This is a genomic window from Rhodanobacter sp. KK11 (genome assembly GCF_033345435.1).
In the GTDB taxonomy this organism is placed as follows: Bacteria; Pseudomonadota; Gammaproteobacteria; order Xanthomonadales; family Rhodanobacteraceae; genus Rhodanobacter.
On record NZ_JAWPMI010000003.1, the window covers coordinates 335,634 to 351,730 of the forward strand.

Annotated in this window: 12 protein-coding genes; 7 read left to right on the forward strand and 5 right to left on the reverse strand. The window is 60.2% G+C overall.

Going from position 1 to position 16,097, the window contains the following annotated elements:
- Window positions 1-16 precede the first annotated feature (16 nt).
- The 4 genes from R5H19_RS09505 to R5H19_RS09520 form a co-directional block, all read right to left on the reverse strand.
- Window positions 17-325: a hypothetical protein gene (locus R5H19_RS09505; protein WP_318158752.1), complete on the reverse strand. Its 309-nt coding sequence runs from the start codon at window positions 323-325 to the stop codon at window positions 17-19.
- A gap of 687 nt (window positions 326-1,012) precedes the next feature.
- Entirely contained in the window at window positions 1,013-1,792 is a 780-nt protein-coding gene (locus R5H19_RS09510) for a metallophosphoesterase (protein WP_318158753.1), read from the reverse strand.
- Entirely contained in the window at window positions 1,770-2,282 is a 513-nt protein-coding gene (locus tag R5H19_RS09515; RefSeq protein ID WP_318158754.1) for a 3'-5' exoribonuclease, read from the reverse strand. The genes R5H19_RS09510 and R5H19_RS09515 overlap by 23 nt, the downstream gene beginning before the upstream one ends.
- 255 nt (window positions 2,283-2,537) lie before the next feature.
- Window positions 2,538-3,422: a DNA-binding protein gene (locus R5H19_RS09520; protein ID WP_318158755.1), complete on the reverse strand. Its 885-nt coding sequence runs from the start codon at window positions 3,420-3,422 to the stop codon at window positions 2,538-2,540.
- A 104-nt stretch (window positions 3,423-3,526) separates the two neighbouring features.
- On the opposite strand from R5H19_RS09520, the gene R5H19_RS09525 reads away from it, so the two are divergent.
- The 6 genes from R5H19_RS09525 (at window position 3,527) to R5H19_RS09550 (ending at window position 12,762) form a co-directional block, all read left to right on the forward strand.
- Complete coding sequence (locus R5H19_RS09525) at window positions 3,527-4,606, forward strand: site-specific integrase (protein ID WP_318158756.1); 1,080 nt, start codon at window positions 3,527-3,529, stop codon at window positions 4,604-4,606.
- A gap of 35 nt (window positions 4,607-4,641) precedes the next feature.
- Window positions 4,642-6,348: a hypothetical protein gene (locus R5H19_RS09530; RefSeq protein WP_318158757.1), complete on the forward strand. Its 1,707-nt coding sequence runs from the start codon at window positions 4,642-4,644 to the stop codon at window positions 6,346-6,348.
- Window positions 6,345-8,045: a hypothetical protein gene (locus R5H19_RS09535; protein WP_318158758.1), complete on the forward strand. Its 1,701-nt coding sequence runs from the start codon at window positions 6,345-6,347 to the stop codon at window positions 8,043-8,045. Before R5H19_RS09530 ends, R5H19_RS09535 begins: the two co-directional genes overlap by 4 nt.
- Before the next feature lie 7 nt (window positions 8,046-8,052).
- Window positions 8,053-9,162, forward strand: coding sequence for a hypothetical protein (locus R5H19_RS09540; RefSeq protein WP_318158759.1), 1,110 nt, complete (start codon window positions 8,053-8,055; stop codon window positions 9,160-9,162).
- A 199-nt stretch (window positions 9,163-9,361) separates the two neighbouring features.
- A complete protein-coding gene (locus R5H19_RS09545; protein WP_318158760.1) occupies window positions 9,362-10,681 on the forward strand; it encodes an SIR2 family protein in 1,320 nt (439 codons plus the stop codon).
- A complete protein-coding gene (locus tag R5H19_RS09550; RefSeq protein ID WP_318158761.1) occupies window positions 10,678-12,762 on the forward strand; it encodes an ATP-binding protein in 2,085 nt (694 codons plus the stop codon). The genes R5H19_RS09545 and R5H19_RS09550 overlap by 4 nt, the downstream gene beginning before the upstream one ends.
- A 1,314-nt stretch (window positions 12,763-14,076) precedes the next feature.
- Here R5H19_RS09550 and R5H19_RS09555 read toward each other — a convergent pair.
- Window positions 14,077-14,217: a hypothetical protein gene (locus tag R5H19_RS09555; protein ID WP_318158762.1), complete on the reverse strand. Its 141-nt coding sequence runs from the start codon at window positions 14,215-14,217 to the stop codon at window positions 14,077-14,079.
- Between the two features lie 661 nt (window positions 14,218-14,878).
- Between R5H19_RS09555 and R5H19_RS09560 the strand changes: the two genes are divergently transcribed.
- Window positions 14,879-15,991, forward strand: a complete 1,113-nt coding sequence (locus R5H19_RS09560) for a DUF4062 domain-containing protein (RefSeq protein ID WP_318158763.1) — start codon at window positions 14,879-14,881, stop codon at window positions 15,989-15,991.
- Window positions 15,992-16,097: the final 106 nt, after the last annotated feature.

Consider the following 16,097-nt stretch of genomic DNA (forward strand, 5'->3'; position numbering starts at 1 on the left):
GGGATGGCCATGCTTGTCAGCGGACCAGATAGAGCCGGGGCTTGTCGGCTTGCATGCGGTCTAGCGCGTCGAGCCTTGCCGGTTCTTTTACCCAGGCGAGGAATAGCCTCGCGTTCGCTGGTGTCAGCTTGGGGCCGTTCCTGCCGCTGAACGGCGGGATCAGGAATTGCCGGCGCATCTTCCAGCCTGACCACTCGCCCATGAAGTCGTAGCGGCAGTCGCGCCGATCGGCAAGCATCTGTGCGATCTCGCGCACGGATACGACCGTTCCGGCAGGGCTGCGCAGCTGCTGCCGGCGATCGTCGAAGGTCCAGTTAAACCGCATGTCCGAAGCGTCCTATGCACGGGGTGCACAGGGAAGCAAGCCACGTGCCAACGCGGCGGGAGGCGCGGGCAAGATTTGACATAATATACATTATGCGAAATTATTGAAATGAGCGAGGTGAGCCATGAATGCGAGCAAACGGCGCCCCGTGCGCCTGTGGTACGTCTCCCCTTCGGACTTTCTTGGGTTGCGACACGGATGTGTGATGTGGAATCGGCACGTTTCATTGCGCAACAGCGGCAGAAACGGTGTGCAACGAGGCACGCAGCACTATGCAACTTCCTCGGAAGGCAATGAAGGCTGGCATTCTCTTCGGAAACGCCCCTGAGTGCTCTGCGTAAATCGTGCCGATAAAGTTCCTCATCGCGGCCCGAGGTACACGCTTTTTTGGGGCTGGTTCAAAATGTTGTGGGCGAAGCGGCCTGGAGAGTCACGGTGGATCGAGGAGCAGCAGGACGAGGGGCAGCTGTTGGGCGTGTGGTCCGAGGGAGAGCACCCCTTCCGGTATCCGGACTTTCAATTCGACCTCGCTGGTCAAGTCCGGCCTGAGGTTCCTTGGTTACTCGGGACGATGGCGGGTCACCTCAGTGTTTGCCACCGAGTCAGCCCCGATCATTGCGCTTGTCAGGGACTGCGTTGAGCACGGCGAAGCTTAGTCTCTCGCGACCCTCGGGAAGGGTTCATAGCCTAGCTGTCCACCAAAAGATCCGCTCTGAAGCAGCGGTTTTCGCCTTGGCCTACACGGTTCTTGTAGCCCAACGGATTGCACAGCACTCGGCAACGTCCCAACTGATAGTCGAGCGAGTCATGCATGTGGCCATGGATCCAAACATCTGCCTGCTCTACGAGGTCATCAAGCCGGGAGGCATACGCGGCTGAGACCATATCGTCCGCATGCTCTGGGGTGACCGACCGCGCCGAAGGCGCCATGTGAGTAACGACCACCGTGCGGCCGTCAAAAGGCTCCGCGAGCCGCCTCCTCAGCCAGTGTTGGTGCTGAAGATGAAGCCGCTCGGTGTCGAGTGGCTGAAGCTTTCGATGTCCATCGGATGCCAGACGAATGCGCTCGTAGTCGTACATGGCCTCTCCGCACGCAGCGACCGCATGGGCGTGCCGGTCATTCCCGAATAGGCGAAAGTCAGTCCAGAGCGTGCACCCCAGAAAGCGCACCGGTCCAAGCCTCAGTTCTCGCATCTGGAGGAAGTGGACATGCGCTGTCTTCTGGCTTGCTTCACCCAGGGCAAGTTGCAGGTCGTCGAGCCGGTGACCGTAGGCTTCATGGTTGCCGTGGACGTAGATCACGGGGATACCAGAAAAGAAGGTGTCGGCCCATGCGATACCTCGCGTGCCCGTGTCGATATCCCCGGCAAGAACGACCACGTCCGGGCGAGTCCTCAATGCGGCGGAGAGAGGCGCCTGATCACGCCAAACCTCCAAGTGAAGGTCAGACAGGATCAGCAACTTCACCGTCGGGCCCCTCCCCCTCGATCTGCAACTGGCTCCAGGCCCAGCGAAGCGCCTCGGCATCAACGCCGGCGTGATGGCGCCGCTTCGCAACCTCTGGCCGCTCCCGGAAGTAACGTTCGATCAATGGGGAAATACTCTCCTGCGCCATGAGTGCCTCGCGATATCTGGGAAGCTCTGTCGGGGTAAAGCTGCCCTGCAGCGCGCGGCGAAGCAGCTTACCGTCATCGGGATGATCGAAGATCACCACAGGGTCGTAATGCTGGGCAAAGAATCGACGCAGAGATTCCGTCAGATCGTGGGCCCGCATCGACACCCAGCCATGTTCCAACAATGGGTACACCACCGCCTGCACGAACGCCGTGGGCCGGTTCGGCAGTGGTGATACCTCAGCGTAGAACCGATGCTGGCCATCTTCGGAGGTCAGCGCCAAGCTGACGAGTTGATCCGCGTGGGGGTCGGCCCACTCGCAATCGAGGAAGAGTTTGATCATTCCGGCACGCCGTGAGGCCGATCGTCGGTCGATGAACCTTTGATTGGTGGCAGCCAAGCAGAAGTTGGATCAGCATGTGCTTGGAGCGTATCACCCGAGGATTCGGCGTTGGGTGTACGCCTATGGGATGAATGGCGCCTTTCCGGCGGCAAACACCGCGTCGAAAGAAGGCCTCGGGCTCGAATGCAGATCAAGCTTCCCATTGACGTACACCCTGAGGCCTTCGGTCGGTCTCACGAATGAAAGCTCACCGGGTCAGCGCGCCTTTAAGGCCATCTGCCCGGTCCGCTTGCGCTTTCCCGCCCCAGATGTGGTTGGCTTTGCTCGCGCCTGCAGCGCCTTCTCGAGTGCGGATACCTGACCCGCAAGGCGAGCCGTTTCATGCTCAGCGCGGCGCAGCTGCTCCTTTAAAGCGTCCTGTTCGACCACTCGACCAGCTTCTGCTTCTCGATGCACCCGCTCAGCCGTCTCATGCCGCTGTTGCCATTGCTTGCTTTCTTGCCTCAGACGATCGACTTCCTGGTGAGCGCGATCCTCGAGGTTACGGACGTACACCTCTTGACGGGCGCGTTCCGCAGCCGCCGCTTGCTGCTGTTCAAACAGCTGACCACGCAGCCCTTGAAGCTCTGCAATCAATTGATCGCACTGCACCTGCAGACGGTTTCGTTGTTGGGCGAGGTCAGCCCGAAGCGCGTGGCTGTCCTGCAGCTGCGCATCCAAGGTGGTGCAGGCGTGTTCGGCCAGATCCTTGGCCGCTTGGGTCCGAGCACGGTCGGTCTCTGCGGCCTCCAAGCGGGCAGTCCATTCCTGGCGTTCGGTGGCCAGGGCGCTACGGACGCTCTCCAACGCCGCCCGCTCCTCGGCAAAGCGCCCGGCGATCGCCTGGCTAGCGTGCTCGGTGGCCAGCTGCCACAGGCCCATCATCTCTCGTCCCACGGGTGTCGGCAGATCCGGCAAGGCGCTGAGCTGGCGCAATCGTTCGCCGAGTTGGCCGCGCCACACGTCGAGCATGCGCGTCACTGTGTTAGGTGAGCCGGTCCCGAGCTCGGCGCGCACTTTTTCCACGGTCGGATTTTCGCCGGCGCCCAAGATGGCGTCGGCGGCGGCATTGACCTGGTCCTGGGTGATGCCTCGTGGCATGAAACGGTCTCCTCGATTGGCGCCCTGCCCGCTGGGTTTCGTACTCGCGATAAGTGATGATTATCGCCAGTATGTGCCCTATTTCGTAATATACATTACATAATATGAAGCATAAACACACATCTTCAGCGCTTGCCGTACCCGCTTCCAGCTTGGTGCTCCCGGAACAGCTGGCCCAGCAAGCGGCCGACGCCGTGCGCGAACTGCTGGCGGAAGCCGCCGCGGCCAACACCACCCGCAGCTACGCGGCCGCCCTGCGCTACTGGGCCGGCTGGCACCAGGCGCGCTTCGGCCTCGAGCTGACGCTGCCGATGAGCGAGGCCGCGGTGATCCAGTTCCTGGTCGACCACATCCAGCGCAAGAACAAAACCGGCCTGGTCAGCGAGCTGCCGCCAGCGGTCGATGCGGCGCTGGTGGCCGCCGGCCTCAAGGCCAAACTCGGGCCGCTCAAGCTCTCAACGGTGATCCAGCGCGTGGCCGTGCTGTCGACGGCGCACAAGCTCAAGCGGCTGGTCAATCCGTGCGAGCTGCCCAGCGTGCGCACGCTGCTGAGTCGCGCCAAGCGTTCGGCCGTAAAACGTGGCGAGCGTCCGACCAAGAAGACGGCCATCACGCGACAGGAGCTCGAAGCCATGCTGGCCACCTGCGACGACTCCCTCGAAGGGCTACGCGATCGCGCCCTGCTCTGCTTCGGTTTCGCCAGCGGTGGGCGCCGACGCAGTGAGATCGCCGCGGCCGATCTTCGTGATCTCCGGAAGACAGGCGACGAAGGCTACATATATAGACTGGAGTATTCGAAGACGCAGCAGGCGGGAGTCAAGGCGGATTCGACGCCGGACAAGCCGATCCTGGGGCGCAGCGCCGAAGCACTATCGGCTTGGCTGGAGGCGGCGGGGATTCGGAAGGGTGCAATCTTTCGGCGGATCTGGAAGGATCGGGTTGGCCCAGCCCTGTTGCCCGGCTCCGTGGCGACGATCGTCAAACGCCGGGCGGCGCTGGCGGGACTGGAGGGGAACTTTGGGGCGCACAGTCTGCGCTCGGGGTTTGTGACCGAGGCGGGCAAGCAAGGCGTACCCTTACCGGCGGTGATGGCGATGACCGAGCACCGCTCGGTGGCCAGCGTGATCGGGTACTTTCAATCCGGCGCAGCGGAGGAGAACCCTGCCGCGCGATTGCTCAAATAGCTATTTTCGGCACATGTCATTGACTGGGGGACGCCGTGGCTGTTTTACCAGTTCCGTCAGCGGAGCAGATCATCCAGCTTTACGAAGCCGGCAACCTTGCGGTCGAGCTCGCCGAATACCATCTCCCCGCTGAGGATGGGAGCGACACCTTCCTGAAGCGATGCGTCGAGCTGCATAACAATGGTGACATTGATCTTGTCGTTGTCCCGGGCCAGCCGGCGTTCGACGCCATCGACACGCACTCATTCTTCACGGCGCAGCAATTCTATTGCGATATCATCCCGCAGCTCCGCGCGAATGCCACCGCGTTGATGGCCTGCTGCCGTACCCTGATCGAACGCGCGGGGAACGACGGTGCCGCCCACATGCCGAACGGTGCCTTTCGGCAATGGTGCAAACGCAATCTGGAGAAAGCTGCGGGCGTCATCCGAAACGCCAAGGCCGGGGACGACTTGGCCATGCAGTTCGTGACATTCGCCCTCCAGGGTGCAAACGACATCGAAACGGCCACCGAGTTTGTCAGGGAGTACGACGATAACCGGCGGCTCTACGGCCTGTCGGCCTTGGGCCAGATGTCGTTTGCGGATGGCGACAGCGCCCGGCAGGTCGTCGTCGTCGTAGAGCCGTTCATCGTCAGCGGCAACGACGATGCGATTCGTGTCAACGCGCTGTCCACGGCGTTCGACATCCTGCGGCCGTTCGAAGACCACGCACTGGCACGACGGCTGGTCCAGTCCGCCGCGCAGAGTCCGGGACCGCAGGTCCTCTATGGTCTCGCACGACTCCTGTTCCAAGCGCATTTCTCGCTGGACAGGGAGACGGTCGGAATCGCATTGAACGCCCTACGGGCCATCGATCCGCAGCACCGAGGCACTCTTAGCCTTGTGGACTGCGGGCTGAAGCGAATGGTCGGAACGCGCAATGAATCACAGGCGCTGGACTACCTGACCGAAACGTTGCGCGAGGGAACGCTGACCATCGAGCACTTCAACTCGACCTCGCACAAGCTGAACACCGATGACCCGCAGCGAGTGTACGAATTGGTCGTGCGATGGCTGCTGTCGGGCAGCATCGCATTGGCCAACAATACCGGCCAGTTCGTGAGGGCCGACAAGGAACGTATCTTCAATACCAGCGCGCAGTCGCTGGGCCTGAGCCCAATCCAGCAACTATTCCTGTGCCGCAAGGCGATCGGCTTCTTGTTTATCTATCCCGTGGCCTGCTGCTCGATCCTGGTCTCTGTAATCCGTGCCGCGGATGAGGACGTCAAGGCGCACATCGGGCAGCTTCTGTTTGACCCCGTCCTCCTGAGCTACAGCGGCGCCGCTAGGAACTATCTGGCAAGCCTGCCCTCGACCGACGCGGCCTACGGCACGGTCCAGAACGTGCTGACCAGGTTCAAAGAGTTCCACTCCGCCATCGACGACATCGGCTCCATCAAGGAACTTCATCCTTCCGAGCGACAACTGGTCGCCGCGCATCAGCGATCACACGATCAGATGCGGGAAGCGCACAAGGAGGCGGAGAAACAGTCGATCATCCGCAAGCTTGTGCACCACTCGACCATACTGCACGGAAAGCGGACGCTCACCTATGTTGTGGACCCTGGGGGCCAGAAACGCGCAGTTGCCATGGATCTCCAGAAGCACGGCGCCTACGTCGAACTTCCACACCTGGAGAAACTCGACCCCGTCGGTTTGGACTACCTGCTGCGCATGTGCATGGTTGAGAAACCCGCATGAAGCTGATCTTCCGAAGCTACTTGGCGTCCCTGCGCGAACGCGAAGAGCTTGATGCGATTCTGCCGGACCTGCTCAGCGAACTTGGCTACAACGTCTATTCCCGACCGCAACGCGGCACGACACAGGCCGGCGTCGACATTGCGGCCGTCGGCGTGGACGAGGATGGCGCGCGCAAGCTGTTCCTGTTCACAGTGAAACGCGGAGATCTCACCCGTGAGTCTTGGAACGACGGCACGCCGCAATCACTTCGCGCCTCGCTCGACACGATCCTGGATAACTACGTCCAGCATCGCGTCCCCAAGCGCTACCAAGCCCTCAAGATCGTCGTCTGCATGGTATTCGGCGGCGACATGCAGGAGCAGGTGCGCAGCGACGTCGAGGGTTACGTTCGACGATACAGCACTGACAGGGTCTCATTTGCAGAGTGGAATGGAGACAAGCTTGCCGGCCTGCTGATGCAGGGCGTACTGCGCGAAGAGATCATGCCAAAGGCACTGCGACGCCACTTCCAGAAGGCGGTCGCAATGGTGGACGAACCCGAGATCGCCTTTGCGCATTTTTCGCGGCTCGTCCACGAACGGTGCCAAGCCGCCACCAACGACAAGGAGCGGACCAGAACCGCCCGCCAGATCTACATCGCATTGTGGGTACTGTTCGTGTGGGCACGCGATATCGACAACGTCGAGGCGCCTTACCGCGCCAGTGAGTTCGCCCTGCTCCGCCTGTGGGATCTGCTTCGTCCATATGTCGACAAGACTCGCAGCGCCGCCGGTAAAGCAATCACCGCCGTCATGGGCGATGCCATCCAGCTCCATCTCGCGATCACCGAGGAATTCCTGTATCGCAAGATCCTGCCGCACGTCGGTGTGCCCTATGGCATTTCGATGGCGATCCGCGGGGGGACCTCTGCCGACGTCAACTTGAGGCTGTTCGACGTGCTCGGCCGGATCGCGATGGCCGGCCTGTGGATCCATTGGATCAGTCAGCTAGACGCCGATGCCGACCGCAAGGCCCGGCTGAGCGCGCAGGCCCGGGATTTGGCGGATGCCGGCTTCCGGCTCATCAACAACAACCCGGCACTGTTCCTGCCGCTGCAGGACGAGCAATCCATCGACATTGCGTTGTTCCTGCTCCTGGTCGGGGCAGCCGGCGGCGACCTGCATGACGCCCACGCATGGCTGCAAGGAATGGCGCAGCGGCTGGCACTAACCGTACGTGCGCATGGCCGGTATACCTGTGTGTTCTCCGAATACCGCGACCTCATCGCGCATCCACGCAGCCGGACCGACGAATATCGCCAGGACGCGACCGCTGGCTCGACTCTGATTCCGCTCATAGCCGCCTTTCTCTCGTATTTCGGCGACGGTGAAAGCTTGGCTCAGTTGATCGACCTTAAGGACAAGGAACTTCAGCATTGCACGCTCCAGTTGTGGATTCCCGACGAATCGAGCGAAACAGGCCTTTACGTCGGCAATGACGAGCACGGGATCGGGCTATGCGACCTTCCCCTGACAACTGACGGCCAAGAGCAGATCGATACCCTCGACGCGACATTCAAGCAGGAGGACGCCTTCGACAAGCTCTCGGCGATAACAACCGGCTACTGGCCGATCGTGCTAGCTGCCTGCCACCACTACCGGCTGCCCGTACCGCCCCAGTTCTGGCGGCGTATCGTCGCTCCGCTTGCCGCGGAGTGACCGAGGCATGATGTCTGCGCTGCAACGGCATCTTGGGTCACCCGACGTGACACTGGAGACCCACGTGCGGCGCTGTCATGCCGCCCTGGCCGAGGAATTGCAGCCCCGGCGTGCCATCTACCTGGACACCAAGTATTGGATCATCCTGCGGGATATCGTCGCTGGTGTGCGCACGGCCGATTCGGAAATCGAACTGCTAGACATCCTGCGCAGACTTGTGTCGGCAGGCAAGGCCTTCTGCCCGCTCAGTGAGAGCACTTTCGCCGAAATTCTCAAGCAGAGTGATGAGCGAACCCGAATCGCAACAGCAGAAATCATCGATGAGCTGAGCTTGGGCGTCAGTTTGATCCCGTACGAGCAACGCGTCGCCATGGAACTGCGGATATTCATTTATGACCAATGTCGCGATCTCGGAGCCCCGGGACCCCTGAGGCTACCTTGGACGAAACTCAGCTATGTCCTGGGTGTGATACATCCGCACGAGACTGTCTTTGATGCCAGCACCGAGCTCGCAATCCAGAAGGCATTCATCGACCACATGTGGTCGATGTCGCTGTCGCAGATGGTCGATACGCTCGGTGGCAAGCAGATGTCCCCTGACTGGCACCCCCGACTGGCCGAACAGATCAACGCGGGCAATGCGAAACACGCCGACGAACTTCGTAGCTTTAGGCAAACCTACTCCATCGAAGCGCAGGGTGCGGCCGAGGTCTTTGCGCACATGGCGGTAGAAGTTACTCGCGATCTGCAGAAACTCATCACGGGAACGCTGCCGTCCGTGGCGGGCGATGCCACGGAAGCAGAGGCGGTTCGCATCTGGACCAAGATGCTGTCAACGGTGCTGTGCCATGAAAAGCATAAGTCCAGTCTCCCTAGCCTGCACATCAATACCAGCTTGCACGCAAGCGTGCGCTGGAACAAGGCCCAACAGCTCCGGGCGAACGATTTCGAGGACTTCCGCCATGCGTGCTCGGCATTGGCATATTGCGACATCTTCCTAACCGAACGCCGATTGATGGCAATGGCGACCGCAAATCACTTGGCGCTTGACCGTCATTACGGTTGCAAGGTCGCCGCTGCGATATCAGACGCGCTTGCCCTGCTCCATGCCGAATAGCGTCAAAGCCTGTAGTGCGCGATCTAGACGATTACACCAACTAATCGCTCCTCTGCGGCGTCGGATCCCTGCGAGAAGCTGAGGCGACTCACAATCGCTGTCCCTGCTCTTGGCACGAAGCTGATAACTGACGGGGGCGTGCGCGAGGGATAATCTTTGGTGGTTGCTCACAGGGGGCGCCCAGTCAGGAGAGGCACGGATGGAAACAAAGACACACGGGTATCGGGTCGGCAGCAATGAGGAGTGGCTCGATGCCCTTCCTGCCGGTGAGGATCTGGACAAACTCATCAAGCGCGCCCGACGCCACATTGAGCCATGGTTGTCGGCCGTCTTCCAGGCTGAGCATCTCAATCTGCTGGTCGGCAGCGGCTTCTCGATGGCTGTAGCGGGGCTCGCTGATGTCGACGGTGCCGGAATGGGGTTCAACGACTTGGGTACCACCCATGACGTGCAAATCAGGGCCCACGCGACCAAGGGCGCCGAAGCGATGGGTCGCGGCGCGCCCAACATCGAGGACCAGATCCGCTCCACGTTGGTGTTGCTGGAGGCACTTAACCTCCTCGGCGACGGCAACGCGGCCGACCTGCGCACGAAGCTGGACAAACGCTTAGTCGAGTTCCTCCAAGCCATCTTGAACATGGAGGCTGGCATCGTATCCGCCGACGAGGAACACTGGAAAGCCGCGGTCTTCGCGCTCCAGTCTTTCCTCCTTAGCTTCGCCAGCCGCTCGTCCTCTCGAGAGCGCCTCCACGCGTTCACCACGAACTACGATCGTCTGGTCGAATACGGGTGCGACCTGGCTGGCCTCCGAGTGATCGATCGCTTCGTCGGCACGATGGAGCCGGTGTTCAGATCATCACGGTTGGATGTGGATTACCACTACAACCCTCCCGGCATTCGCGGTGAGCCGCGCTTTATGGAGGGAGTTCTTCGATTCAGCAAACTCCACGGCTCGGTGGATTGGCACTTGGACCAACGCACCCGCCGGATCATCCGTCGAGGCATTGGGTTCGGCGCGAAAGATGCTCGAGCGGTACCCGATAGCCCAGTCGAGACCGTGATGATCTATCCCAACGCCGCGAAGGACGTGGAGACCACCGCCTACCCCTATGCCGAGCTGTTCCGAGACTTGGCGGCGGCCCTGTGCCGTCCCAACGCGGCCTTGGTCCTCTATGGATACGGTTTCGGCGACGACCATATCAACCGGATCCTCTCGGACATGCTCTCCCTGCCCTCGACGCACCTGGTGGTTTTCGTCTACGCACTGGACGACCGAGTGAAGCGCTTCTTGAAAAACGTCGATCGGCCGGCACAGTTATCGCTGCTGGTCGGCTCCCACTTTGCGGACCTTCGGCAGATCGTCGATCACTATTTACCAAAGCCCGCGATCGATCAGATCACGGGCCGAATGGCCGAGCTGCTGAAGTCCCGGCAACCGCTTCGAGACGACAAGAAAGAAGCTGAAAAAGAGGATCCAGAGATCGCTGTGCTCATCGGCACGAAGAAGGAGGCGCCATGACCACGCCCATGGAACACCTCGCGGGACTGGTCATCGGCACCGTGGAATCGGTCGCCCCCAGCGAAATCCGGGTGATTCTGGAAGCCTCCGCACCTCAGAGCACAGCCTTCAATACGGGCACGCCGGTGTCCTTCCCGCGGCTCAATGGCTACGTGCTCGTTCCAAATGAAGCGGGTGCCACGGTGGGCTTCGTGGCCTGGATCGGCACCGAGCGTGCGGCCGCCATAGGTGACCGGGGGCGGCACGAATTGGGGTTGGTCGACCTTCCCTTCCCCCAGCGCCGCATGGTCATCAATCCCATTGGCACTCTCGTCACCCGCAAAGACAAGGCCGGTGAAGAACCTCGGCTAGAGTTGCAACGCGGTGTGATCGCCTTCCCCTCCGTGGGCGACCAAGTGCTCATCCCGACACCGAAACAGGTGAGCGCGATTGTCGGGGCGCAGGGCACGAACCGACGGGTGCGCATCGGCACGTCGCCCATGGCCAACGATGCTCCCATCCATGTCGACCCCGACAAGATTTTCGGACGCCACTTGGCCGTGCTGGGCAACACCGGCAGCGGCAAGTCCTGTTCGGTCGCGGGCATGATCCGATGGTCTCTGGAAGCCGCTGCAGCAGCGAAGGCCACCGACGGCCAGGGCGGGGCCCCTAACGCCCGCTTTATCGTCTTGGATCCGAACGGCGAATACACCAAAGCCTTCCAAGATATAGGGAGGGTCCGTGTGTTCCGCCCCGGTGATGCCGACAACCCGCTGCAGATTCCGGCATGGCTATGGAATAGCCATGAATGGACGGCCATCTCCCAAGCTCAACCAGGAACGCAGCGTCCGCTGCTCAATCAAGCGCTTCGGAACATGCGCGCCGGGAGGGAAGCTCACGAACCCGCCGAGCGGACCGCTGCTCGGATATTGGCGGTCTACCGCACCCGGCTGAACGCGGTGATCGCCGATGGCTCCTTTATAGGATTTCCCGGCCGTCAGGACACCGGGAGCCTTCTTAGCTCCCTCGCAGAATCCCTTGCCGCGTTTGCTGCCAAGATACAGGACGAAAATAAGCGAGACGCACTTGAGCACCTGGCGGAAACGATAGCTCAACTGCTGAAAAATCGCGAAAACTACAGGAAGAACAATAAGATCTTCTACAACGACTTTTCCATCGAAGACTTTGAAGAAGTCGTCCACCTCTTTGACGTGACACAAGCAGCACTGCCTATGGCACCTCTCGATACAGAGGGTAGTGAAGACGCGCCGATACAGTTTGACGTTTCCCTGTTCGCCGACTTCATTGAAGAGCTGGCCAGTAGTGGAACTACGGGTGCCAACGTTTCCAACTTCATTGCTTTCTTGACGCTGCGTATTCGCAGCATGATGTCCACGCCTTCATTGAAACCTGTAATCCTTCCTGATGAACCGGTCTCTTTGGTGGAGTGGCTGGAAGGCCACATTGGCTCCGATGGTTCTGAGAACGGTGCGGTAGCGGTCATCGACTTGTCCATGGTGCCCTCCGAAGCCACGTACACCTTGATCGCCGTGTTTGCTCGATTGGTCTTCGAAACGAGCCAACGTTATCGAAAGTCGCGCCCGGGTGGCGAGCCATTGCCGACAGTGCTGGTGCTAGAAGAGGCGCACACGTTCATCAAGCGTGGCCGAGACGGTGAAGATGGATTGCCCTCCCCTTCTCGCCTATGTCGCGAGACCTTCGAGCGCATCGCTCGGGAAGGCCGCAAGTTCGGCGTAGGTCTGGTGCTCTCCTCCCAGCGTCCCTCGGAGCTGTCGCCCACCGTACTGGCCCAATGCAACACCTTCCTGCTCCATCGCATAGTTAACGACAGTGACCAGGACTTGGTTCAGCGGTTGGTGCCAGACAACGTTGGCGCTTTGCTCCGTGACTTGCCAAGCCTGCCCTCGCGTCAAGCTATCCTGCTGGGCTGGGCCACCCCTCTGCCGGTGTTGGTCGAAATGAGTGAGCTGTCTAAGGATGAGCGGCCGCAGTCCGAAGACCCAGATTTCTGGGATGTCTGGACTGGGAAGAGCGAGCGTGCCATTGATTGGGTAGCGATCGCAGATGAGTGGACAGGCTGATCTAGCCCGTTTCCGGCCGCCTTCGCTGCTCCAATGCCAGAGTTTGATCTGGCCTCTCCGAAGTCTGCGCTGCCAACGCGGTAGACATCTCATTTTATGCGGATTAGCGGACGAAGCGTCCGTGCTTTTTAGGCGGTGTGGGGTCACCATTTCAAGGGCCAATGGAAGCCGCACGCCCCACCTCCATAACATCGACAAGTCAATCCACCGGCGTCAGCTTCCCGCGGCAAGTTCAACCGATCATGTACTACTGCAAGCGGGTCCGCTTTCTTTCGCCTGAGAAAAGTCGATCGGGTGGCCCCGGCCCATTTCGAATTGCCGTATATTAAGTGCCGCAGGAACTGAGCAAAATGGAATGTCAGCAGTGTGCCGCCAGCACCGCACTACTGACTGCCGGCGGCTGATGTAAAAGTCTTTGAATAGACGAAGGCTCGCCCCAACGCGTTCCAGTGCCGGGTAATAATGCAAAGGCACCGCCAATGCAGGAGAAAGCTATGGGAATCAAGCCTGGACCGAAGCGAATCGCGAAATCAACTGGGAAGCCCGACAGGCGCCAAAGGGACAATAAAAAGATCCCCGGAAATACGCCATCTCTCAAGCCCCACAAGCACAAGAAGGGTGACTAGCACAAGAAGGGTGACTAGCGCGCCCACATGCCCAGAGAGGGCCGCCCACACGGTGGCCCAGTTTTCTATGGAGCGTACCCCGCCTGCAGGTCAAACGCTGGCTCGAGCACGTGTGCTGCGCCCAGAAGGCGACTAGCGTTCGCCGGAACAACTTGAAGCGGACTGTCAAACAGGGCGTTTGCCCGTGCTGCAACCGAACGTTCCGGCAGCTAGCCAGGCACATGGTCTCCCAGACCCGCGATTCCACGCGGGAGATGGCAGATCAGTGCGCGTGAGCGCGTGATCCCTAATAGCTTCCGCCTCCGGGATGCTTTGCGGAGCCACGTCACGGCGCGGAGGGCCTTCGAACATCGGCGTGCTGGAGCTCTCCAACGCCAGTTGGGCGATTTCCACTTAGCTCCAGGACTGAGTGGTGGCATCCCAGATATCAGCATCGCTAGCTACCTGGGCAACCAAGCGTGCACCGTGAATAGCATCGCTCTTGTTTTTGTATCCCTCGGCACAGTCCGCGATCTTACGAGCGTTCGCTGCGTAAAGCGTCCAGCGCCACTCAGCTGCCCCATCGCGGTTGTTTAGGTTCCCCTGCCATACCTGCTCCCTGGTCAATGAGCCGCGCTGGCTCAGGCAAAGATTACACCGAATTCCGCATCGGGCGAGTACTCATACTCCCGCTGCCTAGCAGCTAGCATCATGTCGCATCAATCGCATGAAGCCATCGTCGTTCGGTACCGTCATTTGCGATGGTCAGCTGCCGCAGCAGCGGCACGGCATTCTGATGCGATGCCAGCCCCAATTTGCTGCTGACAACTCCTTCGATCGAGATCCCCATAGCCCCTGTCCCTCCGACATCGCTCCAACACTCGGATCATAGGCCGGAGTCGCGGAAGATTCGAATTTTCGAAGGTCAACGCGGGGTCGCTCACGCTTTGCGATCACTGCGCCACGGGGCGATCCGCCGGGTTCCGGCCCTCCCCGATAACCCGCTCTAATCATGTGGCTTTCCCGAAGGAGAAATCCCAACCTCCGGTTCGAGGCCTCGCTTTATCCCAAACGCGCTGAATGGTTTTTCCCACATCCGAGACATTTCCGATAGGGTCCCCAGCGCCCTTCTCGCTCATTCCCGAGCAAGCATCCGCAGACAATGCAATCCACCGTCTTACCGAGCCGCCAACGCCACAAGCGGACACCTTGAATGGCGAACAGAATGAGGCTGATCCCCGCACCTATCATGCCAACGAGAAAGAGAACGTCGGATTGGTTGGCTGGTCCGCCAAGAGCGGCCGGCAGCTTCAAAACGGCGTCCATGGCGTAGGCCACAGGGATGGATGCCCACAGGGGCACGAGACACCAAGCCATCATCCGAAAGCACATCCGATCAACGTACGACATCGCTTTGCCTCTGTTGGTAATCTGGCTAGGCTCACATCTACCTGTCGCATCTGTTGAGACGTCTTCGTTGTCAAATAGCCCAACTCCAGGAAGGCCAGGCCATGAAACCCAAAATCTTCATCAGCTCGCTGATCTCCAGCATGGTTCCCTTTCGTGCCGCCGCCAAAGAGGCCATCGAGCAGTTGGAGTGCGAAGCGATCATGGCTGAGGATTTCGGTGCAAGACCGTCATCTCCCCAGATCGCGTGCTTGCAAGGGGTTCGCCAAGCTGCGGCCGTGGTGCTCTTGATGGGCGAGCGTTATGGGGAAACCCAGCCCTCCGGCCTCTCCGCGACCCATGAGGAGTATCGGGATGCCCGAGAGAAGCGCCCCGTCTTCGTCTTCGTGCAGAACGTTGACCAGCGCGACCCTGAGCAGAACGCATTCATCGATGAGGCTGGCAAGTGGGACTCAGGACTCTTCTGGCAAGGATTCGCCACACCTGAAGAACTACGGCGTTTGGTCACAAAGCAGTTGCATGGTTGGATGGTGTCCAACGCCACAGGTCCCGTCGATGAGCAAGCGATGCTTCAAGAGGCCTTGGCTGCGCTCCCAGAGGAACAGAGGGGTTATTCCCGGTTCGGCCGGACCTTGGTCCTCTCGGTCGCCTCGGGACCGAAGCAAGCGATTCTTCGCCCCAGTGAAATCGAAAGCGGCCAGTTGGCTGATGAGATCACCCAATCGGCGTTGTTCGGCCCCACTAAGTTGTTTTCGACTGAGAAATCCAACATCGCGAAGGTTCAAGGTCACGCCTTGGTCCTAACGCATGACGAAGGCCAAGGCGAAGTACGGCTTGAGCCGGAAGGCACTATCAACATCCGCTTGCCACTGAACCTTGCGAGCCATGGCATGGTGGTGATTGAAGAAGATGTCATCGTCACACTTTCTAAAGCGCTGCGCTACGCCATATGGCTCTTGGACAAGGTTGATCCTACTCAGCGCCTGACCCATTGCGCGCTGGCCGCCAAGATCACAGGTGGAGATGGTGGAACGTGGCGGACACAGAAAGAGCAGGAGGCGAGTCCTGGTTCGTTTCAGATGTTCATGGGCAGGCCAGAAGCCGTACATCTGCGCCCCGCCCATCGGCCCCGCCCCGCACTGACCCAGCAGACTGAACATTTGGTGGAAGATTTGGTGGCCTTGCTGCGCAGGGAATGGAAGAAGGGACATTTTTGAGATGACTACGCCACTTTTCGGATGCGGCCAAAGCGGCCCGTCGAGAGCTCCGAGAAATTTACGAAAGAGCCTACGCCCTTTTCCTCTACAAGCTCGAAGTCGCCCC